The sequence below is a fragment of the Halomonas sp. JB37 genome, from assembly GCF_002332255.1.
Taxonomy (GTDB): domain Bacteria; phylum Pseudomonadota; class Gammaproteobacteria; order Pseudomonadales; family Halomonadaceae; genus Vreelandella; species Vreelandella casei.
On sequence record NZ_NRGW01000001.1, the window covers coordinates 865182 to 885574 of the forward strand.

18 protein-coding genes are annotated in these 20393 nt (G+C 54.9%); 5 read left to right on the top strand and 13 right to left on the bottom strand.

Features of this window, described 5'->3' with window-relative positions:
• Nucleotides 1-137: 137 nt before the first annotated feature.
• From CIK78_RS04155 to hemP, 11 genes are all read right to left on the bottom strand, one after another.
• Nucleotides 138-713: a heme acquisition protein HasAp gene (locus CIK78_RS04155; protein ID WP_096277500.1), complete on the bottom strand. Its 576-nt coding sequence runs from the start codon at nt 711-713 to the stop codon at nt 138-140.
• A 125-nt stretch (nt 714-838) separates the two neighbouring features.
• Entirely contained in the window at nt 839-3847 is a 3009-nt protein-coding gene (locus tag CIK78_RS04160) for a TonB-dependent receptor (protein WP_096277502.1), read from the bottom strand.
• A 450-nt stretch (nt 3848-4297) separates the two neighbouring features.
• On the bottom strand, nt 4298-4909 hold the full coding sequence (locus tag CIK78_RS04170) for a biliverdin-producing heme oxygenase (RefSeq protein ID WP_096282253.1): 612 nt from the start codon (nt 4907-4909) through the stop codon (nt 4298-4300).
• 89 nt (nt 4910-4998) lie between these two features.
• Nucleotides 4999-6006: a FecR domain-containing protein gene (locus CIK78_RS04175; protein WP_096277506.1), complete on the bottom strand. Its 1008-nt coding sequence runs from the start codon at nt 6004-6006 to the stop codon at nt 4999-5001.
• Nucleotides 5999-6577, bottom strand: coding sequence for an RNA polymerase sigma factor (locus CIK78_RS04180; protein ID WP_176483358.1), 579 nt, complete (start codon nt 6575-6577; stop codon nt 5999-6001). The genes CIK78_RS04175 and CIK78_RS04180 overlap by 8 nt, the downstream gene beginning before the upstream one ends.
• A gap of 31 nt (nt 6578-6608) precedes the next feature.
• Entirely contained in the window at nt 6609-7370 is a 762-nt protein-coding gene (locus tag CIK78_RS04185; RefSeq protein ID WP_096277510.1) for an ATP-binding cassette domain-containing protein, read from the bottom strand.
• Nucleotides 7364-8404 (bottom strand): iron ABC transporter permease, encoded by a 1041-nt coding sequence (locus tag CIK78_RS04190; protein WP_096277512.1) that lies wholly within the window; start codon nt 8402-8404, stop codon nt 7364-7366. Before CIK78_RS04190 ends, CIK78_RS04185 begins: the two co-directional genes overlap by 7 nt.
• Nucleotides 8401-9303: an ABC transporter substrate-binding protein gene (locus tag CIK78_RS04195; protein ID WP_225734171.1), complete on the bottom strand. Its 903-nt coding sequence runs from the start codon at nt 9301-9303 to the stop codon at nt 8401-8403. Before CIK78_RS04195 ends, CIK78_RS04190 begins: the two co-directional genes overlap by 4 nt.
• Nucleotides 9300-10352: a ChuX/HutX family heme-like substrate-binding protein gene (locus tag CIK78_RS04200; RefSeq protein ID WP_096277514.1), complete on the bottom strand. Its 1053-nt coding sequence runs from the start codon at nt 10350-10352 to the stop codon at nt 9300-9302. Before CIK78_RS04200 ends, CIK78_RS04195 begins: the two co-directional genes overlap by 4 nt.
• A gap of 46 nt (nt 10353-10398) precedes the next feature.
• Nucleotides 10399-12375: a TonB-dependent receptor gene (locus tag CIK78_RS04205; RefSeq protein WP_096277516.1), complete on the bottom strand. Its 1977-nt coding sequence runs from the start codon at nt 12373-12375 to the stop codon at nt 10399-10401.
• A 108-nt stretch (nt 12376-12483) separates the two neighbouring features.
• Nucleotides 12484-12663: a hemin uptake protein HemP gene (hemP, locus tag CIK78_RS04210; RefSeq protein WP_096277518.1), complete on the bottom strand. Its 180-nt coding sequence runs from the start codon at nt 12661-12663 to the stop codon at nt 12484-12486.
• A gap of 244 nt (nt 12664-12907) precedes the next feature.
• Here hemP and CIK78_RS04215 point away from each other — a divergent pair, with 244 nt between their 5' ends.
• A complete protein-coding gene (locus tag CIK78_RS04215; RefSeq protein WP_096277520.1) occupies nt 12908-15043 on the top strand; it encodes an alkaline phosphatase PhoX in 2136 nt (711 codons plus the stop codon).
• Between the two features lie 44 nt (nt 15044-15087).
• Here CIK78_RS04215 and CIK78_RS04220 read toward each other — a convergent pair whose 3' ends face one another.
• Nucleotides 15088-15702, bottom strand: a complete 615-nt coding sequence (locus CIK78_RS04220) for a LysE/ArgO family amino acid transporter (protein WP_176483359.1) — start codon at nt 15700-15702, stop codon at nt 15088-15090.
• Between the two features lie 97 nt (nt 15703-15799).
• Between CIK78_RS04220 and CIK78_RS04225 the strand changes: the two genes are divergently transcribed.
• Nucleotides 15800-16687 (top strand): LysR family transcriptional regulator ArgP, encoded by an 888-nt coding sequence (locus CIK78_RS04225; protein ID WP_096277522.1) that lies wholly within the window; start codon nt 15800-15802, stop codon nt 16685-16687.
• 65 nt (nt 16688-16752) lie between these two features.
• On the opposite strand, the gene CIK78_RS04230 is transcribed toward CIK78_RS04225, so the two are convergent.
• Nucleotides 16753-17451, bottom strand: a complete 699-nt coding sequence (locus tag CIK78_RS04230; RefSeq protein WP_226938567.1) for a FadR/GntR family transcriptional regulator — start codon at nt 17449-17451, stop codon at nt 16753-16755.
• A gap of 276 nt (nt 17452-17727) precedes the next feature.
• Here CIK78_RS04230 and CIK78_RS04235 point away from each other — a divergent pair, with 276 nt between their 5' ends.
• The 3 genes from CIK78_RS04235 to CIK78_RS04245 all read left to right on the top strand — a co-directional run bounded on the left by CIK78_RS04235 (nt 17728) and on the right by CIK78_RS04245 (nt 20386).
• Complete coding sequence (locus CIK78_RS04235) at nt 17728-18723, top strand: asparaginase (protein WP_096277526.1); 996 nt, start codon at nt 17728-17730, stop codon at nt 18721-18723.
• Between the two features lie 78 nt (nt 18724-18801).
• The gene (locus CIK78_RS04240) at nt 18802-19803 is read left to right on the top strand and encodes a DctP family TRAP transporter solute-binding subunit (protein ID WP_096277528.1); all 1002 of its coding nucleotides are present in this window, start codon (nt 18802-18804) and stop codon (nt 19801-19803) included.
• 61 nt (nt 19804-19864) lie between these two features.
• Complete coding sequence (locus CIK78_RS04245) at nt 19865-20386, top strand: TRAP transporter small permease (protein ID WP_096277530.1); 522 nt, start codon at nt 19865-19867, stop codon at nt 20384-20386.
• Nucleotides 20387-20393 lie beyond the last annotated feature (7 nt).

Genomic DNA, 20393 nt, shown 5'->3' on the forward strand with positions numbered 1-20393 from the left:
GCTTGACTTCTCGTCTCATCGGGCGAGAATGCCGAGGCACCGCGCCAAGGCATAACGCCCCTGACGCGGTGTTTGAACGTTGCGGCAAGGGGATTCCCCTTGCCTTTTTTATTAGGTGTTTATAGCGATGGCGTTGCTCACGCAGCCAGGGCGAAATCGAATTCGCTGGTAGAGACACCAGTGACGGAAGCTGGGATGGCATCACCGAGAAGGCCTGCATCGTCCAGCACCGCCAATAAGCCGCCGTTGGTGCCAGTGCCAGCGCTGTCATCGGCACCTTCCACCGAGCCGTTCATCAAGCCCCAGATGATGTCGTGCACTTCGTTGCCACGACCGTTATGGCTGGCGACGATGGGATCGTCGAAGGTAAAGGTGATGAAATCGTTGATCACTTCCCCATTATTAAGGCCCGCACCCAACGTAAGCCCCGTCAAGGTGCCCGTCAGTGCATGGTCAGCGAAGTTATAGGAAAGGCTGCCAGTGGCGGAGAAAGCGAAGTCGCCATCATTGTTGGCCATAGCGTAAGTATCGCCCGCCAAGCCTGAGTTAACTCCGTTGGTGAAGAATCCTCCAGTATTGATACCACCTGGGTTATCGTCGCTGTGCTCTCCACCGGCTCCCTCCTTTTGAAACTCTGTTAACAGGAATTCTAGCGTGCCGGTTGAAAACGTATCAGGGAAATAGGCTTCATCATAAGTATAGCTAATGGACATTTTCAGTCTCCTTGATCTATCAATGTTGGCCTTGAGGCCGTGATTGGCAGATAACGTTAGTTATCTGCCCTGCATGCCCACTGAACGGGCATATTCGTTAGCAACACAATCGCGCTGCCATTAAATTAAAAACGCAGTTCTGCCCCGGCCATTAGGGTGCGGCCCGCCCCGTAACTCTTGGAGAAAATATCCGAGTAGCCGGTGACGTAGTTGCGATCACGCACGTTAAGCATGGTGGCGCGTAGTAGCAGGTTAGGGTTGACTTGGTAGCTGGCAAACAGATCCCAGGTGACGTAGCTGGGCCATAGGTCGAAGTCGAAATCTTCTGGCCCGCCTGCGGCGCTATAGTTAAGGCGTGTGCCCACATCCAGGCGCTGGTCGAACCAGCGGGTGCCGAATACCAGACTGCCGCGATCCATCGGCAACTGACGGGCGCTGTTCATACCGATCACGTCGATACCGCAATAGGTCAGGTCATCTCGCATGGCCTCATAAGAGTCGTAGCCAGCCTCGATGGCTTCGTAGTGAGCGTCAGAGTAGTTGCCGTTCTCATCCGGTATATCTTCGCGGATATTACCGCTGCCCAATGGATAGATCTTCTGGCAGAACTGATTATCGCTACCCAGTACATGGGTATAATTGGCCTGGGTGTACCAACGTTCGGCGTCGTAATCGATCTCCAGCTCCAAGCCACGGAAGTTCATCGGTAGCAGGTTGGGCACGAACATGGTGTGGCCCAGCCCCCCTTGCTGCCCTGGCATCACGTTAACCATGGAGGTGATCAGGTAGTTGTCCACCCGGGTGTCGTAGTAGGAGAGCTTGCTGAAGAAGCGATCCCCACTTTTAAACAGGTCCTGGGCGGTAAAGTTGGCGCCAACATCCCAACTGCGTGAGGTTTCCGGCTGGGCGTGGGGATTAGGGAACATCACCGCGAAGGGGTCGCCGGGGTGGCTGCCCTGCATTAGTGTTTCTGTGAGTGCGGGTGGCCGCCAGCCGCGGCCCCAATTAGCAAATAGCTCGACGTTCTCATTGGGGCGATAGGCTGCGGATAATGTAGGCAGCAACTTATCCATGCTGTTATCGACGTCGTAATCTTGCATCACAGTGTCCGATAACCAAGTAGGTTCGTAACGCCAATGTGTCTCATAGTTGGGGAGAGTGGTTGGGTCGTTGGCGTAGCCTTCAAAAGCAGCAAGGCTATCGCAAGCCATCTGTATCGAGCGCTCACTTGAACCGGGGGAGGGGTTATGACAATTTCTGGTTCGACTTGCCAACTGATTCTCTGCGTACCGCGAAGCCCTGGCATAGCGGTCATAGTAAGTCCACTCTACTCCAGGCAACTTTGTTGATCCCTTAAGCTTGTAGTAGTCGTAGCGAAGCCCTGCCGCCAGGGTAAAGGCCTCATTTTCCCACTGTAAGTTACCAAAGGCGCTGGCAATGCTGCGTTCGCCGTTGGGCTGCATGGTGTTGTCGTTAGCGCCAAACTGACGGCCACCGCGCTCTTGCGTCGTCGTCGATTCGCCTTTATCGATAAAGTATTCGATCCCGTGGTTAGAGGAAAAGCCATCCATTCCTCCCAGTGAAAAGCGCGCTGTATTCTCCAGTGTAAAGCCGTAGGTATCGATTTGAGTGCGGTTATTGTTATCCAGACCCGCCCGGCAGGCGTTGTAGTACATATCCTGAACCGGATTGGTCTCGCAGACGCCTATCATCCAGGCCAGCTCGGTCATGTTGGTGCCACCCTGAACCACAGGCCGGCCAGCTTCGGTATAACGCTGCCCTTCTGTTGAAACGAAGTAGGCGTTAGCCTCCAGGTTAAGCAGAGGGGAGGAGGGGTTAAGGTTATAGCGCAGGCTGACCGAATCGGAGGTGGTATTGGCATCGCCAAAGCGGCGCCAGGCATTATCGCCGTCGACTACCTCTCCGGCTCGTAAGACCTGCCGGTCAGAGACGTTGTTGTAAGAAAGTTCGGTGCCTAAGTAGGAAAACGTTAGCGACTGATCGTCATCGATATGAAAACGCGCTTTGAACAGGTTCGAGTCTTGCTCGTTGTCGGTAAACCGAACGCGCTCTACATCTTGCTGGAGTTCTTGGTGAAATTGGTCCTGCACGCCGACTGTCAAGAAATCGTAATTAGGGCGCCGACGGCCAGGCGCATATTCGCCGAAATTACGGTTGCTGCGTGCCGCCAGTAGTTCCCAGCGATCGCCAAGGCGCCCGGCCACAGCCGCGCTACCAATAAAGTTGACTCCATTGCCTTCGCCACCTACGCCGGTCATGCCGCGTAAGCGCACGCCGATATCTTTACCCGGTAAAAGAACATCATCTACATCGATGGTGCGGAAGTTGGCGCTACCGGCGATGGCACCTGCACCATGTACACCCGTGCTGGCGCCTTTCTCGATCACCACATCCGACAATAGTTCTGAGTCAACATACATCGTGCCGTTGCGCTGCTGGTGACCGTTATCGTTGAAATTCTGGCGCATGCCGTCAACCATCATGTTGACGCGTCCGAAATCCTGCATGCCGCGGATATTAACCGACAGTCCTGGGTCCTGGGCATTGACCGCACTGTAGACACCCGGGGTCTCCTGCAACATATCGGCGGCATGGCGAGGCGGCGTTCGATCAATCTGTTCCCGGCTGATAACACTCACCGAACGTGGTTCGTGATAGACCCAGTTATCGCCAATACGATCAGCTGATACCGTCAGAGTGCTAAAGGCTGTTTGGTTGCCCACTGTAAGCGAGGTTGCTGGCTCCAGCAGTTCCGCTGTTCTGCCATTGCGGTATGAAATGGTCAGTGACGAGTCGGCTAGCAGTGTGCGAAGTGCTTCATCGGCGGTCATTTCGCCGCGTAAGGCAGGGGCGGTGCCGTCGATGGGCTGGCCATCCTGGCGAACGACGGAAATCTGGGTGATGCTGGTGAACTCACCGAGCGAGTAGAGCAGGTGCTGCTCGGGCAGGTCGAACGTGTAGCGCTGTTGTAACGGGGTTTGCTGCGTCGCCTTGGATGAGTTCGGTACAGAGGGCTGGGCCTGTGCCAGTGCCAGTACCTGAGTTTGCGCGGCAAGCAGGCCCAGTATCACAGCGGCAGTGATTGGGGATCGGGAAAAAACCTTAAAATGCATTGAAATAACGCTCCATTGTTACGCTAATAATAATCGTTTGTATAATCATTAACGTTTGCAGGGACGGTTTCCATCATGAAAAAACAGTTTTTTAGACAACTATTTCTAAAAACCTGTGATTTATATGGCTTACGTTAGGTGGTTGGTTCGGCTATTACGCAAATGGTTAATGCGAGTACGATCACCACACTATGCAATAGAGCACCCGCTCCTACCGCGAGGAGCAGTGAAAGCCAAACCTCCAGGGTCTCCTGGAAGAGCCCATAAAGAGTGCCTAAGCATCCACTGAATAATGTGACGATACACAGGCTGGCTGCCCACCAGTTGAGTAGCAAAGATGCGATGGGAAGACTGCGAGTAAGTAAGTTGAATGGTTGTCCTTGTATAGTTTGAGTCATTGAAATTCCCTGTGGTGCCATGTTAATGAAAGCGTCTTACAGCGCTATTTTTCTATTGGTTATTTAGTGCTATTGAGGCCAGCGATTTGACGAACTGAAATGCTTCTCTCGCGCCGCTTAGTGCCTGGTTTGTTTGTTCGTCTGACAGTGATATGGCATCCAATTGGGCGGTAAAGCTCCGCCAATGGAGGCCTCGCCCTGAATCGCTGGGTGCAAGGTGCCGGGCGCCAAAGCTAGCAGAGAGTCCTAGTTGGCTGGCGTACTTGAGCAAAAAGGCGGCTCCCAGGTTCGAGCCTTCATTCACATAGAGCCAACCAAGCGCTGCTGCCTGGGAATCGATAGTCGGTTCGGGGGAGAGAGTCTTTAAATCGTTTAGGCTAAGGGCTAGGTCTTGGCAATCGCTAATCACTGCGTCGTAACGGCAACGCTCGGGCAGCCCTTCCAACCAAGCCCCCAGATTTTGCTGATGATAAAGAGGTGCTGTGCGGCGTTGAAATTGGTACTGAACTATAAGAAAACGCTGGTAACCTTTTAGGCTGGAAAATGGGGATAGCGCCATAATGGCTTCATCAACACGCTCATGTGCCGCATGTGTATCAAGTTTTAGCCGTTTGCTTAACGGGAGAGTGTTTGCCCCTTTGGTCGGGGAGAAAAGTGCTTCCATGATGAACTCGCTGCTGTGGGTGGATAAAAACGGCAAGGTTAGTAATTTGTATCCGGCAACTAACACTGCATTGGCTACTCTTAGCGTTATCAACTGGTATGGGTGGGGCGTAGCCAAAGCAGATTGCCAGGCAGGTGATGCACCGTGATGCCAAACACATCGGTTAATGTTTCAATTAGTGCAGCTGGTTGGTTGGCATGAAAACTGCCAGAGAGACGAAGCTCGGAAAATGCTTGATTATCAAGAAGTACACGCCCTGGTAGCATGCGTTCAAGCTGTGCCACGACCTCGCCGATTTCAGCATCGTCAAAAATTATTCTTCCCTCCTTCCAGGCGCGCGTCAGGGGGATTGCCACTGTTGAGACTGGGCCAAGTGCACCACCTTGCAAGGCAATTTGCTGGCCTCCCACTAGCATGGCTTGGTGGTCCAGGTTGTCGCTGACCGCTACTTGCCCCTCTTCCACCGTGACGGTGACACGATCGCCGCTACGCATTACCGAAAAGTGAGTGCCTATAACGCGCACTAAGGTGTCCCCCGCCGTAATGAGGAACGGTCGCTGAGCATCTTTGGCGACATCAATCCAGAGGCGACCGCGGCGTAGCGTTAATCCCCTTTGCGTCTGTTTAAAATCAGCCTTTATCGCGCTATTGCCATCAAGTAGCAGCGTTGAACCATCGGTCAGTTGGAGGTGCTGTGTTTGCCCTGGTGCTGTTATCGTCGCAGCCATTAGGTGATCCCAGTGACCGGGCTCACGCCATAATTCAAAACTTAGCAGCAAGCACAGTACGCACAGCGCAGCCGCTGCCCATCCCCATCCCCGTGCTCGTTCCGTTACCCGTGTGGGTTTGGAGGGTGATGACTGAATAGCAAGAAGGCGAGCAGGGGCTTCAATCGCTTGCCAAAGATGCACTGCCTCTTGGTAGGCTTGATAATGGCTGGGGATGGCGTTTAACCAAACTTGAAAAGCCTGATGATCTTGTGGTGTTGCGCTTTCGTCTTTAATTTTTAGGTGCCAAGCGGTGGCCTCATCAATGACGTCGTCGTCATCAATAGGCTCTTGCGTTTGCTGGCGTGTAGGTTCATTTGGCTTAGTCACGATCTAGCCCTTTCTGAATACATGGCTTGTTATTATTAATACAACGTTTAGCCGTTGCTTCTTCCTCATTAATTGATTGTCGTTTCCATTCACGACACAGGCGCATTGCCCGCATCATGTCTTTTTCAACGGTGCTAATAGAAATGCCAAGGCGTTCAGCAATCGCTTTATAGGTCTCACCTTCAATGCGATTAAGTAAGAAGACACGCTTTGTCCTTGGCGGTAAGTCGTTGAGTTGCTCTGTAAGCCGCTGCCACTGTTGCATCGTATTCGCTATTTGCTCTGGGCTTGGTGCCTGAGGCGGCTCATCAGCAGCATTTAGTTCATTAGTTTGGTAACGCCGCCGTACTGCCTGAGAGCGCAAATAGTCCAACGCTAAATTTTGCGCAGTACGGTGCAGCAAACCCGCGGTATCGGTGTCTTTGGAGGAGCGCTGCCACAGCTTTACGAACGTGTCCTGCGCTAAGTCTTCTGCGACACTAGTACTTCCAACGACTTGCTTGATGCGTTTAACGAGAAGGTGCCTTTCGTTGAGAAACATACGCAGCAGCACAGCAGGGGGCTTAGTCATGCGAAGCTCGCTCATAACATAAATAAAAGCATCAAGGTCTAAGGGCAAGAAAAGGCGCCGCTGCAGGGCTGGCGCGAATGAGCTGGAGTTCCGCTGCATAAATGTCAGCGATAGTGTCGAGGCTAAGCACCTGGTTTGGTAAGCCGTGGCTAATGCGCTGGCCTTTATTGAGCAACCACACCCGGTCAGCGTAGATGCTGGCCAGATTCAGGTCGTGTAGCACACAGACGATCGCCATCTGGTGCTGTTCCGCCCAGACGCGCAGTTGGCGCATGAGCCGCTGCTGTTGGCCAATGTCCAGTGCGCTTGTCGGTTCGTCCAGTAGCAGAAGCCCCCCATCCTTGGCGGTAGCCGAGCGTCTGGAGAGAATCTGGCAGGCGCCTCGTGCGACCATGACACGCTGGCGTTCGCCGCCGGAAAGCGTAAGCGCACTGCGCTTAGCAAGATGGATGAGATCTAAGTCATCGAGCAGTTCGGCAATGAGCGCCTTTTCTGGGTTGCAGCCTAAGCACACTAACTCCTCCACTCGCCAATCAAAGCCCAGCGGTTCTTGCTGTGCGACCAGCGCACGGCGGCTGGCCAGGGCATCTATCTCCCATTCCTGTAGTAAACGACCATCCAGACGTACTTCGCCCTCCTCGCAAGAGCGATAGCCTGACAACATGCTGAGTAGCGTGCTTTTACCGGCGCCGTTGGGCCCGACAATAGCGAGTAGCTCACCAGGGCGAAGGGTGTCGTCGATAGGGACTAAGGAGGGCGTCGTCGATAATCCCGCTTTATGCAGGGTCAGCATGACGGGCTCCGACGCATCAATAAGTAAAGGAAGTAAGGCCCACCCAGGAGGCTCGTGAGCAGACCCACTGGAATCTCTGCCGGTGCGCCTAGCGTGCGCGCCAGCGTGTCGGCGACGACCAACAGTAGTGCGCCACCCAGCATTGACGCGGGTAGCAGCAGGCGATGGCTGGGCCCTAGCCACAGACGCAGACAGTGGGGAACGAGCAGGCCAAGAAAACCAATGACACCGGTCAGTGCAACGCACAGCCCGACGCCTAACGAGGTGGCGACGACGACGCGACGCTTGAGGCGCGAGGCATCCAGCCCTGCCGCATGGGCGGTGGATTCGCCAAGCTGCAGCAGGTCGAGTTCGCTGGCGCTGCGCAACAGCATCCATAGCGCAATGCTAATCAGTACCAGCGCGATGGCGGTAGTACGCCATAACGCGTTAGTGAGCGTACCCATGCCCCATAAACTGAGTTGGCGCAGCTGTTCGTCGTTGGCGATAAAGGCCAGCACGCCGCCACCGGCGCCTGCCAACGTGTTAATCGCCAGGCCCGCTAACAGCAGCGTCATGACCGCAGCACTGCTGCCGCCTTGGCGTTTAGCTAAGCCAAAGACGATGACACAGACGCTTAATGCACCTAAGAATCCGGCGGCAAACTGTCCATAAAGACTGCCCATCGCGCTGCCTTGAAACAGTACGATCCACAGCGCGACAAAGAGTCCCGCGCCGCTGGCCAGGCCGAGCAGCGTGGGGTCGGCCAGCGGATTACGAAACAAGCCCTGCATGGCGGCGCCGCTGCCTGCCAGCATGGCACCAACGGCAACGCCTAGCAGCAGCCGGGGTAAGCGCAACTGCCACCACACCTGCACGCTGAGCTCACTGGCGTTACCACTCATCAGCGCCCAGGGAGAAATGCCCAGCGCACCCGAGGCCGCGCCCCACATTAAGGCGATGATCAGCGCGATGGTTAAGCCCATAAGAACGCGCGGAGCGCGGCTGGCCGGCAGCCAAGTGCGGTGACGGTGCGCGCTTAGGCTAATGCTCATTGATTAACCCGCGCCGTCGTTGGCGCGGTTAATAACGCTTCTACCTGTTGGCGCAGCGCGAGTAGTTGATCCGGCGCACGGGGGCCAAAGCCGAGCAGCGCCTGGTCATCAATGGGTATCAAGCGCTGCGCCTGGCCTGCTGGCGTTAATGCCATTCCCGGTAGCTGCCACAGCGCCGTTTCGCCACTTAGCGCATCTAACCCGCGCTGCGACATAATTATCAGCTCGGGGGCCTCTTTCGCCAGCGCTTCAGCGCCCACATTGTGGTAGCCCTGCATGGCTGAAAACGCGTTTTCTAGCCCAACGGCCTCTAAGGCGGTATGGGCTGCCGTGCCGCTTCCCGCCACCCTAGGCGTCAGCCCACTATGTTGCATCACAAACATGGCACGGGTCGGTGGCAGTGCAGGCAGCGCGGCTAGGCGTTCCAGCTTTGCGGTTAAAGACACTGCTAGCCGCTCTCCCTCACGTTGACGATTAATCTGCTGTGCCACCGCGCGGACCTTGGCAGGAATAGCCTCTAGCGTGTTGGGGGCTGCGATAATGTCGATAGCTACCCCTACTGCCGTCAGCTGTTCCAGCACTTCTTTCGGGCCGGCATGCTCGGCGGCCAGCACGCGGTCAGGCTGAACCGACAGCACGCTTTCCGCAGAGAGCTGGCGTAAGTAACCCACCGAAGGTAAGTCAGCCATGGCCGGGGGATAAAGGACGGTATCGTCGCGAGCGATCACGTTGGCCTCGGCACCCAGTGCGGTCAGTGTTTCGGCGATATCACCACCGAGGACTACCCAGCGCTCGTTAGTCGACGGTTGATCGTCGGCATGGGCGAGAGGCGTGCCCGCACACAGCCATGCCAGTGTCATCATGGCCACCAAGCGGGAAGCCATGCGCTGCTGAGTCATGCGACCTCCGCACAGCTTTCCAGCGTGCTTAGTAGCTGCCGCCAGTCCCGCCTTTCTGCCTGACCTTCTTGGCGTTTAGCGTAAATTTGTAGCGCAAGAGTCCCTTCACTATCGAAAGCTTCAATGCTGGTAACGCCGCCGTCACGGTTGGGCTTGCTGACTTGCCAGATGTGATTAATCGCCGTGTCATCAATGTGCAGGGTGAATTGATCGCCAAATAGGTTCAGCCAACCGCGGGCGCGCTGCGGAGGAGGGACGATGCCCGTACGTATCTGCACGCAGCCGGGGCTTGCCACAAAGAGCATCAGCGGCAGTGCTTGTTGGCTCGCCTGGGTGAGTAATGTTTCTAGTACATTGGTAGGCAAGGCTCGGGTGAAACGACCTTCCATGAGTGTGTTGGCCTCGATACGCTCTAATTGATGCCGTCGCAGTAGCGTGAAAAATTGGTGGACATCGCGCATCGCGCTCCACTCGCTGGCGAGAGAGGGCGCGTCGGGAAGCTGTCGCGGTAAGCGTGGCGCTAACTGGGTAAAGGCCGGCGAATCTCTATTGCCCATGGCCATTAGCTCGCCCCAAGGACGCGGCAGCGGGTTTTCGAGGGCAAAGCATTTGTGGATAGCGCGCCCATGGCGATCAAACACCTGAATGCTCCAGCGCCATGTCTCTTTGCCTTCGAGTGGCGGCATCGTGTCCCGAATTAAGCAGGCCCAGTGCCAGTGGGAATAGAGCAGTCTTAGATCTAAGCCGCCGGGACCAAGCAGCAGCCCCGTTTGCGGCCCGCCGTTTAGTTCAGGGTAATCGCCGTTTTGCTCGAGTACTGCTAAGCGAGAGCGGGTGAGCGCTTTAACACAGCCCAGTTGGGGTAGGTAAGCGGCAAGTTCATTCGGTGCTAAGGGTAGCGTCCACACATCGCGCCCGAGGCGGGCGGCCTGGAGTTCGCCTTCGCTAATCGCTAAGCGCTCGGCAATGTCAATCGCGGGTAGCCGTGGCTGGGCCGCTCGCGCCGCGTCGAAAGCTTCGGAAATAGCGATTTGTTGAGACTCAATCATGACTTACCTCTGCATAGGTCACTGAGTGGGTTGATGACTATCTTGGTTACCACTGCCAGTTGAGCGTCGCGAACAGGCTGCGCCCATCGCCTAGACTGCCATCGGGGCGGTACCACACTTTGTCGCCTGCATTGGCGAGCCGCAGTGAAGTGTCAACGGCCGGAGTAAGACGCCAGGCAAGATGTAAATCGTGAAGGCCGTAGCCAGGTAGACGCTCGTCGTCGCCCTGCTTATCGAAGGATTGAGCGAATCGGCTTTGCCAGCCTAGGCGAATATGGCTGCCATAGAGCGCCAGCTCACTGCCCAGCGTTGCTTCTAGCGGTGTTTGGCTGCCCAGTGGGTCGCCAGAGTCGCGGTCTTTGCCGGAGACTTCCGAAAGGCCGGCAAAACTGGTCAGTGATGGGAGAGCGCTAGGCTGCCATGTCACGCGGGCGTCATAGCCCCATAGCTGAGCACGTTGAATGTTCACCGCCTGGGTAGTGCCTGCCATGATGTCGACCTGAGTGTCGATAAAGTCGTCCGCGCGGGTGTCGAAATAGCTGGCGCGTACCTGCCAATCGCCCTGGTGCCAGACCACGCCGCTTTCCCACGTGGTGCTGGTTTCGGGGGAAAGATTGGGGTTGGGTATCCAGTAGTTGTCCGGGGTGCAGAAAAATGGCCCGGCGCAGAAACCGGCAAAATGACGCTCGTTGGCGTAAAGCTCGGAGAGACTAGGTGCGCGGAAAGCCTCGGCGTAGCCAGAGAACAGCATCAGCGCATCATCAGGACGCCAGGCAAGACGAAAGCGTGGCGATACTTGATCATGGACACTGTCACCATCGTCTTGCCCGGTAGCGTCGTAGCGATCAAAGCGCGCACCCAAACCAACATCAAACTGACCCGCGCCGCCATCAGACAAATAGCGCCCCGCCGTTAGCGTGGTATCTAAATACGCGGCTTGGGTATCAATATCGGCTTTTGGGAAGCCGTTGGCTTCGCCGTCCGGGCGCTGGCGGGCCTGTTCCAGTTCGGCGCCGAACACCAGCGTTTGGGAGAGCCAGCCGTGATCCATACGATGGTAGCCATCGCTTTGCAAGCCGATACGTTCTAATGAGCGGCTGGCCTGGGGCTCATCAATATCCTGCTGGCTAAAGGTTAGCCGCGAGGTGATCTCGGTCGCGGCGCCAGGCTGCCAGCGATGGCCAAGCTGCACGTTATTGCTTTCAACATCGCGGTCGCGCAGTGGGTTGCTGCCATCTGTTGAAAGCTGCTGCGGGTTGGCAGGCTGAGTCGCGCGCTCATCGTAATGCTGCCAACTGATAAATACTCGCTGGTCGTCGCTTGGCTCCCAGCCGCCTTTTAGCAGCAGGCTGTTGAGGGTGGCATCTTCCTCTGCTTGATCGCCACCGGCGCGGCGAATATCGCCTGACTCACTGCGGCCGACTGAAAATAAGCCATCCACCTTGCCGTTGGCGGTATCGCGGCGGCCAAAGGCCGTTAGGCTGCCGCGTAATTCATCGCTAGCGGTGGCGCCACCAACGGAAAGGCGTACGCCGCTGTCTTCGGCAGGTGCCAGCAGGTCATCGGCATCAACGCTCGTAAAGCTGACCACACCCCCCATCGCATTGCTGCCGTATAAGCTGGAGAGGGCACCGCGAGCTACCTGTACTTCCTGAATTAAGCCAGGGTCGAGGAAAAAGTTGCCGACATGGCCCGTCGAAATATCCTGCCGCACGCCGTCTAAACGTACCAGCACGCCTGAACGACCAAAACCACGCATGCTCAGCGTCTGACCGTTGCGGCGTCCCTGGCCAGCGACATGCAGCCCCGGCTGGCGGCTAAGGATGTCTTCCACTCGGCTAGCCGTTGCTAGCACCGCATCATTGCGGTTAATGATGTCGATAATCAGCGGTGCCCGAGAGAGGTCCGTCGGCGCGCGAGTGCCCGTCACCGTTACCGGATTAAGTTCTGCATCGTCTGCAAAAGCGGCGAGTAGAGGGAAAAGAGTGAGGCAAAGGCCGCTGAACGCGCATGTGTATTTCATGAGCCGGATAGTTCCAACAAAGAGAGGTGGAAGACATCGCTGGCTGAGTGCAGTCAGGCTGCAATATGGCTGGCTGTTGCTGTATTAGTTTTTAAAATTAGGGTGTGCTTATGCGTTAAGGATTAACTTGCCGCTTTTGGTGCGCCGCAAGATATAGCGTCTTTGTTCATGATGAATAATCAGCTGGCCAGCGCTGCCCAGCAGCTCTTTACTCTCCACTTCACGCGCCACGATAGGCGCCACTACTGGTGCATGGCGTTGCTCAGCGCCCTTGTCGGGAAACTGCATGCGATAATGACTCCTGTGTTAATGATAACTATTAGCGTTAATTTAACAGAGTTGAGAATGCCACTCAATAGGCTTTGGAAGGTAAACGCTTATTGTCATGCGACTAATGGCAGCAACTGCGCCAAAAGGTGTCTTTAATTTACCTATATACAGGCAGGCAGACCGTCATCGCGCTGTCATTTAGCTCAGCTAGAGTCTCTTGAAATTCAATCGTTAGCTTAAAACGATAAGAGGGAGACCCAGCATGAGTAAAGAGATCGAAGATCACCGTCTGCTTAACACAAGCCGCAATAAACCGTTCGCAGCCGTATTAGCAAAACATGTATCTCGACGCGATGTGATGCGTGGCGGCTTAAGCATGGCGGCGGCCTCAATGCTTAGTTTTGGTGGTGCCGCTCAGGCACTTGCCTCAAACGGCACGCAAAAAACACCGCTGACGCTGGCGTTTGAAGCGGTTCGCGGGTCGCTAACTGATGCTATCGTGGTGCCAGAAGGCTATGTGGCACAGGTGCTAGTACCTTGGGGTACGCCGCTAAACGACGGCGACACCTGGCAGGCTGACCAGCCGATGACGCCTGATCGCCAGGCAGCGAGCGTAGGCATGCACCATGACGGTATGGCTGGATTTGCGCTGGATGCCGATAACGCATCGCGCCGATTTGTACTGGCGCTCAATAATGAATATATCGATCAAGAAGCGCTGTGGGCACCTCAGGGTGGTCCGACTAATGCAGAAAGCGGTAAGCGGCCCGCCGATGAGTCACGCACCGAAATCAACGCCCATGGTGTCACCCTGGTTGAAGTTGAGAAAGACGCTAACGGCCACTGGGCACATGTGCCGGGCTCGTCGTATAACCGCCGCTTTACCAGCGCAACGGTGATGGAAATCGCAGGCCCTGTTGCCGGTAGCGACTACGTCAAAACGCAGTTTTCACCGTCGGGCATGCAGACCCGAGGCACCAACAATAACTGTGGCAACGGTGTTACTCCCTGGGGCACCTATATTGCCTGCGAAGAGAACTGGCCGGATATTTTCGTTAACCGTGGTGAACGCTTCCAGGACGATGCGCGCATCGGTATTCCTACCGATAAAAGCCGCTATGGCTGGGATACCTCGGCAGGCGATGCCTCTGAGGACAACGATGAGTTTGGCCGTTTCGATATTACTCCAAGAGGTGAACACGCGGCTGACGACTATCGCAACGAGGCGCGCTCGTTTGGCTATCAGGTGGAAGTCGACCCGTATAGCGATGCGCTCGCCGTTAAGCGCACGGCACTGGGCCGTTTCCGCCACGAAGGCTGCTGGCTGGGCAAGCTGAAAGCCGGTCAGCCGGTGGTTTACTACTCTGGCCATGATTCGCGCAATGAGTATGTCTATAAATACGTCTCTGACGCCCTCTGGAACCCCGCTGATGCCAACCGCCCCGGCGAAGAGTACGACCGCCTGGCTATCGGTAGTAAATATATGGATAGCGGCACGCTGTATGTGGCCCGTTTCCATGCCGATGGCAGCGGTGAGTGGCTAGCGCTGACGCCTGATGCGACAACGCAGGATGGCCGCACGCTAGCCGTGGCGCTGGGCTTGGCAGACGACGACCACGCAGGAATTATCATTAATACCTGTGATGCGGCGGATTTTATGGGCGCAACACCAATGGACCGGCCAGAATGGGCGGCTGTCGATCCTACATCAGGCGAGGTGTACCTCACGCTGACCAATAATACTCAGCGTACCGCCGAAGAAACCACGCCGACGTTTACCAATACCGGTGATGACATTGAGCAGTTAGGCGTTGGTTATGGCACAGCGCCCACCAATGCGTCCAACCCGCGTGCCAATAACGAAGCGGGGCATATTATCCGCTGGCGCGAAAGCCGCTTGCCGAACGCCTTCACCTGGGAAGTGTTTGTGTTTGGCGCCGCGGCAAGCGATGTGGATAACCACTCTGGCCTGAGCGAAATGAACCAGTTCGCGAGCCCCGATGGGCTGTGGTTCGACGAGCGTGGTTACGGCCAGGGCATTCTTTGGATTCAAACCGATAATGGCTATGGCGGGTTAACGGAATATACAAACGATCAATTGCTTGCGGTAGTACCTAACGGGCTGGGCGATATCCAAGGCACCGGCCCGGTAATTAACAATAGCAATCAGCAGCAGCTAAAGCGTTTCGCGGTAGGGCCTAATGGCAGTGAAGTCACCGGGATCTTTGCCACGCCGGATAAAACCGCGCTGTTTATCAATATTCAGCACCCCGGCAACTGGCCCGCTGACGGCGGCGCGCTGGTTCAAGACGCCACCATTGCCGCCAGCGGCCAAGTGCGCCCACGGGCCGCGACCGTGGTTATTCAGAAGCGCGATGGTGGCCCGGTGGGGGTGTAACCTCAGCCCTGTAGCGCACAGCGTCGAACTACTCGGCGATGGCTCTAAAACCCACCCACAAGCAGCTGAAAGGCAATGGTCGCCATCATAATGGCCACGCCGATATCGATCAGTCGCCAAGTTAACGGCCTTGATAGCCAGGGCGCTAGCCAGGAAGCTCCCAGGGATAGCGCGCTAAACCATAGCGCCGAGCCGCTAGCTGCGCCCAATGCGTAGGCGCTCGGAACTGGCTGCTGGGCACCTAGCGAGCCAATCAGCACGACTGTGTCGAGATAAACATGCGGATTGAGCAGGGTCACGGCCAGTGTCGCCAGCATCACCGAGTGGAAAGAACGCGCCTGCGTGTCGTTTGCCTTAAGCGTAACGGGGCGCCAAGCGCGGCACAGTGCTTGGCTTGCGTACCAAAGCAGAAAAGCTATGCCTCCCCAGCGTGCAATGGCGAGCAGAAGCGGGCTTTGCATCAATATGCTTGCCAATCCGAATACGCCCGCGGCTACCAGCACCGCGTCGCAAACCATGCATACCAACGCTACGGCTAGATGGTATTCACGGCGCAGGCTTTGTGAGAGCACAAACGCATTTTGAGCACCAATCGCCATAATTAGCCCGATAGCAACCAGTAGGCCGTTGATATAACTTTGCCACACACCCTGCCACATAGCGCCCTACTTAATGTTGATGAAATTGCTGGTAAGTGTGCTGACGCTGCGTGTATAAGGAAAACGAATATTGCTGATATACCATTAGGGAAATGAATTGCTTGATTACAAATTATTGGCGGCGTTAGCAGCAGTCATCGAGCAGGGTGGTTTTGAGCGGGGATCACAAGCGCTGGGGTTGTCGCAGTCGGCTATCTCTCAGCGAATCAAGCTGCTTGAAGCACGTATTGGCCAGCCTGTGCTGATTCGCGCGACGCCGCCCGCGCCGACCGATGTTGGCCGTCGATTGCTCAATCATGTGCAGCAGGTGCGCTTGCTTGAACGCGACCTTCAAGACCAAGTGCCAATGCTCGATGACGCCATGCCGGAGCGTCTACGTTTAGCGATCAACGCTGACAGTTTGGCAACGTGGTGGGCGGCGGCGGTTGGCGATTTTTGCGCCCATCAAAACGTACTGCTGGAACTGGTAGTCGAAGATCAGGAAGTGGGATTAAAGCGCATGCGCGCTGGCGAAGTGGCGGGCTGTGTATGCGCCGCCGAGCGCCCGGTGGCGGGGGCGAATAGCGAAGTGCTTGGCATCATGCCCTATCTTGCCGTGGCAAGCCCAGCCTTCATCGCGCGGTATTTCGCAGCTGGCGTTAGGGCGCAGGTTTTACCCCAGGCGCCCGCTATCGTATTTGGTGCAGATGACTTACTGCAGCATCGCTATTTAGCAACGTTTGGCGTAACGGGCAGTTTTGCCTATCATCTGTGTCCCTCTTCTGAGGGCTTTGTACGTTTGCTTGAGAGCGGGTTTGGCTGGGGAATGGTACCGGAGCTGCAAGTGCGTGATGAATTAGCGCAAGGCAAGCTCGTGGAGCTGATCCCAGGACGTTCCATCGATGTGCCGCTTTACTGGCACTACTGGCGTAATGGCGGGCGCCTATTAGCCGGTTTGACGCAGCACCTTCGCCGCACCGCGTTAAAAGCGTTGGTGCCGCTTTAGTGATCCTCGCCAAGCGTCGAGAAGGGCTTTATGCGGTCAATTAAAGTGTTAACGATGATTTAATCTTAAGTTGACGGTGTGCCCAATCCACTGTCGCCTTCATAGGTAAGGTTGGTTTCCCAGCTGTCGCTACTAACGGCAATCGCCGCATGAATGCCCGCGCTATCGCCTGCTTTGAAAGCTTTATAAATCGCTTTGTGATCTTTTAAAGCGGTTTCAGGTAGCGACCGCATTGAGGTTTCCAGCGCGGCCTCAATCAGTTGCAGTAACGTTTCACCCACTCGAATGGTCATGGGATTATGGGTGCTGTGCAAGATGGCGCGATGAAAGGCGATATCGTGCTGAGCGGTTTGAGCGCCTGACCGAATAGCCTCTTCCATGGCGTCGATACTCTGCTGAATAAGCTGATGATCCAGTGCCGTTGCTTCGCCCATTGCTTGAAGGGTATACGCAGGTTCAAACATGTTACGAAATTCCAGCACGTCCCTCGTCATACCGCGCGCTAAAATCATCCCAAAGGCCATAGGATCTACCAGCGGCTTGCCTGGCTCGCGGCGAATCATAGTGCCCTGACCACGTTTGACTTCCACAATGCCGATGGCTTGCAGCATTTTTATGGCTTCGCGCACGCTTGATTTGCCAATGCCCAGGCTGTGGGTCAATTCAGTTTCTGAAGGTAAATAGTCACCCGGCTTTAGGTCGCCGCGTATCAAGGCGCTTTTGATGCGCTCAAGTAGTTGCAGCGCGACTGAGCTGCGCTCCATCGAATCTCCAAAAGAAGTCGTGTTCGTGGGGGTAGTCTCGGGCTGGCGTTTAAAACTCATGTGGGCCTCACGTGGCTCATCGGTATTTATTACATGCTAATAAAGCGTAAGCCTAGCGGCTTAATACGCTTGATTGCATATATTTAAAAGAAATATGCATATTTTTTATTGTTTTATGTGCGCTGCTTGCATAAAGCTCGTTATTAGGTCTAGCATGATATCAGACATCTGATGTCTGGTGTCAGAGTAGATTAGACATTAAATGCGAGAACCTGCATGACCAAAAAACACATCGTGGTGTTGACGACGGGCGGCACCATAGCCAGTAAGCCTGGCGAATCAGGGCGTAGTCAGTCAGGCGCATTAAACGGTGAGCAACTGCTGGAGCGTGTAGTGCTACCGCAGGGGGTCGAAACCACGGTAGAAGTTATTTCGATCCTGCAAAAACCCAGTAACGCCATCACCCTCGCTGATCTCGCTGAATTGTATCTTCAAGGGCGAAAAGCGCTGGCACGCCCGGATGTGGACGGGCTGGTGATCACTCATGGTACCGATACCTTAGAAGAGACCGCTTACTTTCTGTCACTCACGCTGCCAGCTGATAAACCCTGTGTCATTACTGGTTCGCAGCGGGCACCTCATCAGCTAGGCACCGACGCGTTTAAAAATATCTGCGATGCCATTGTGGCGGCGACAAGCCCGCAGCTGCGTCAGCATGGATGTGTGGTGGTTTTTAACGAGTCGTTATTCACTGCGCGCTATGCCCGAAAAATGAGCAGCTTCCAACTGCACGGTTTTAATGCGCCCGGCGCCGGGCCGTTGGGATATATCGATGGGCAGCGCGTAAAGCTTTATCACGCGGCAACGGCGGTGGCGAACCCGATCGAAGGATGGGACTTTCCGCTACCAAGAGTCGATCTACTGACAGCCTATTTGGATGCCTCACCAGACGTATTGAAAGTCTGTGTCGAGAGTGGGGCAAAGGCGATAGTAATTGATGGTTTAGGGCGTGGCCATGTGCCGCCTAGCTGGATGAACGCAATAAGGGAATTGGTTAGCGCGGGTGTGCCCGTAGCGGTTGTGAGCAGCTGTGCTCAAGGACCGGTGAACACCAGCTATGAATTTAGCGGTAGCCTCGACGATTTATTGTCGGCCGGAGTGATAGCGCTCAACGATATCAGTGCACGTAAGGCAAGACTCGCGCTTGCCTTACTGCTGAGTAGTACCCCGCGCGCAGCGTTGGGTAATGCGATGGAACGCATGATGGCATGAGTGGACTCTTAATCTTGCTCAAATGCAGTAACAAAACACTAAAAAAGTAACCCACCATAATTAAATAAGGTGCTGGACATGAAACTAATACTAAAAAAAGTCACCCTATCCGCTGCTATCGCAATGGCCTCTTTTAGTGCAGCTCAACTTCAGGCGGCCGATTACACCTTTAGTTTTGCTCATGTACTAATTGAAGGGACACCTAACGGCCAAGCGGCACTGCAATTTAAAGAAGAGGTAGAGGAAAAATCTGACGGGCGTATTCAAATCAACGTATTACCTGCCGCTCAAGTGGGCGGCGATGTGGAAATTATCGAGCAGATTCAAATGGGGCTCGTGGATATTGGTATTCCACCAACGGCTACGTTAGGCAACTTTGAACCGCGCATGCAAATTTTGGATTTACCGTTCTTAATTGCAGATTACGACACCATGGTTACAACTCTTGATGGTGAGGTAGGCCGAGAAATTCTCGATACTTTGAGTGGCCATAATATGATTGGCATCAACTTCTGGGGAGCAGGTTTTCGTCATATTACTAACAATGATCGCCCTATTGAAGCGCCCGAAGATATGGCAAATATTCGCATGCGCACCATGCAAGCGCCCATCATCATCTCCACGTATCAAAACCTGGGTGCGAATGCGACCGCAATGGCTTTTACCGAGGTTTATAACGGCTTACAGCAAGGGGTAGTGTCGGGCCAGGAAAACCCACTGGCTAATATCTACACCATGCGTTTCCACGAAGTTCAGGATTACCTTTCGCTGACCAGTCATGCTTATCACGCCTATGCTGCGGTGATGAACCAGGATTCCTGGGACTCACTGCCGGAAGACCTGCAGGCGGTCATGCTGGAAGCCTTTGATAATGGTCGAGACACGTCCCGTGAGCTAACGCTGCGGGATGAAGAAACCATTATGGAAGAAATCAAAGACGAAATCGCGATTAATGAACTCACCCCAGAGCAGCGCGAAGCCTTTATTAAAGCCAGTATGCCGGTGCACAAAGAGTATGAAGATATCGTCACGACTGAGTTGCTGCACAAAGTATATGACGCTGTTGGTATTGAGTACTGATTCTAGGATCTCCTAAAACCTAGCTCCTTTCCTTTTACCCAATTAAGGGTGCGGATGTCTCATGTTCGAAGCGCTCAATAAATGTCTTGATCGCTTGGAAAGTGTGGCGATGGTCGTTTTCATGTCGATTGCGACCATCCTCACCACCATCCAAGTCGTCTATCGCTACGGCTTTAGCGGTTCGCTGTTTTGGGCTGAAGAAGTCGTTATTTACTCCATTATCTGTATGAGTTTCGTAGGAGCCAGTATGGGCGTGCGTCATGGCACGCATATTTCGGTGGATGTGATTAATGCAATTGCTTCGCCCGCCGTTAATAGATGGCTGCATATGATCGCGGCGATCATTGGCATCATATTCGCAGGCTTTATGACCTATTACGGCTTCGTCCTCTATTTCAGTACGCTAGACCGTGGACAGCTAACAGCGGCACTTCGCCTGCCGATGGCATGGTTTTATCTGCCTATTGGCGTATCCGGTGTTTTGCTGACTCTTCGCTATCTATGGGTCATTAATGAAGTTTGGAAAAAGCCTCCGGTAGGTCTCTCCGAAGAGCTTGTGGCCGGCTCGGATAAGCTCATTTAATCCCAGG

Bases quoted from the DNA above. Each gene is read 5' to 3' on its own strand.
- CIK78_RS04240 (WP_096277528.1), top strand. From the start codon at position 18,802: ATGAAACTAATACTAAAAAAAGTCACCCTATCCGCTGCTATCGCAATG.
- CIK78_RS04160 (WP_096277502.1), bottom strand. From the start codon at position 3,847: ATGCATTTTAAGGTTTTTTCCCGATCCCCAATCACTGCCGCTGTGATA.
- CIK78_RS04170 (WP_096282253.1), bottom strand. From the start codon at position 4,909: ATGGAAGCACTTTTCTCCCCGACCAAAGGGGCAAACACTCTCCCGTTA.
- CIK78_RS04185 (WP_096277510.1), bottom strand. From the start codon at position 7,370: ATGCTGACCCTGCATAAAGCGGGATTATCGACGACGCCCTCCTTAGTC.
- CIK78_RS04235 (WP_096277526.1), top strand. From the start codon at position 17,728: ATGACCAAAAAACACATCGTGGTGTTGACGACGGGCGGCACCATAGCC.
- CIK78_RS04245 (WP_096277530.1), top strand. From the start codon at position 19,865: ATGTTCGAAGCGCTCAATAAATGTCTTGATCGCTTGGAAAGTGTGGCG.
- CIK78_RS04180 (WP_176483358.1), bottom strand. From the start codon at position 6,577: ATGACTAAGCCCCCTGCTGTGCTGCTGCGTATGTTTCTCAACGAAAGG.
- CIK78_RS04220 (WP_176483359.1), bottom strand. From the start codon at position 15,702: ATGTGGCAGGGTGTGTGGCAAAGTTATATCAACGGCCTACTGGTTGCT.
- CIK78_RS04230 (WP_226938567.1), bottom strand. From the start codon at position 17,451: ATGGAGCGCAGCTCAGTCGCGCTGCAACTACTTGAGCGCATCAAAAGC.
- CIK78_RS04190 (WP_096277512.1), bottom strand. From the start codon at position 8,404: ATGAGCATTAGCCTAAGCGCGCACCGTCACCGCACTTGGCTGCCGGCC.
- hemP (WP_096277518.1), bottom strand. From the start codon at position 12,663: ATGCAGTTTCCCGACAAGGGCGCTGAGCAACGCCATGCACCAGTAGTG.
- CIK78_RS04200 (WP_096277514.1), bottom strand. From the start codon at position 10,352: ATGATTGAGTCTCAACAAATCGCTATTTCCGAAGCTTTCGACGCGGCG.
- CIK78_RS04205 (WP_096277516.1), bottom strand. From the start codon at position 12,375: ATGAAATACACATGCGCGTTCAGCGGCCTTTGCCTCACTCTTTTCCCT.
- CIK78_RS04155 (WP_096277500.1), bottom strand. From the start codon at position 713: ATGTCCATTAGCTATACTTATGATGAAGCCTATTTCCCTGATACGTTT.
- CIK78_RS04195 (WP_225734171.1), bottom strand. From the start codon at position 9,303: ATGACTCAGCAGCGCATGGCTTCCCGCTTGGTGGCCATGATGACACTG.
- CIK78_RS04215 (WP_096277520.1), top strand. From the start codon at position 12,908: ATGAGTAAAGAGATCGAAGATCACCGTCTGCTTAACACAAGCCGCAAT.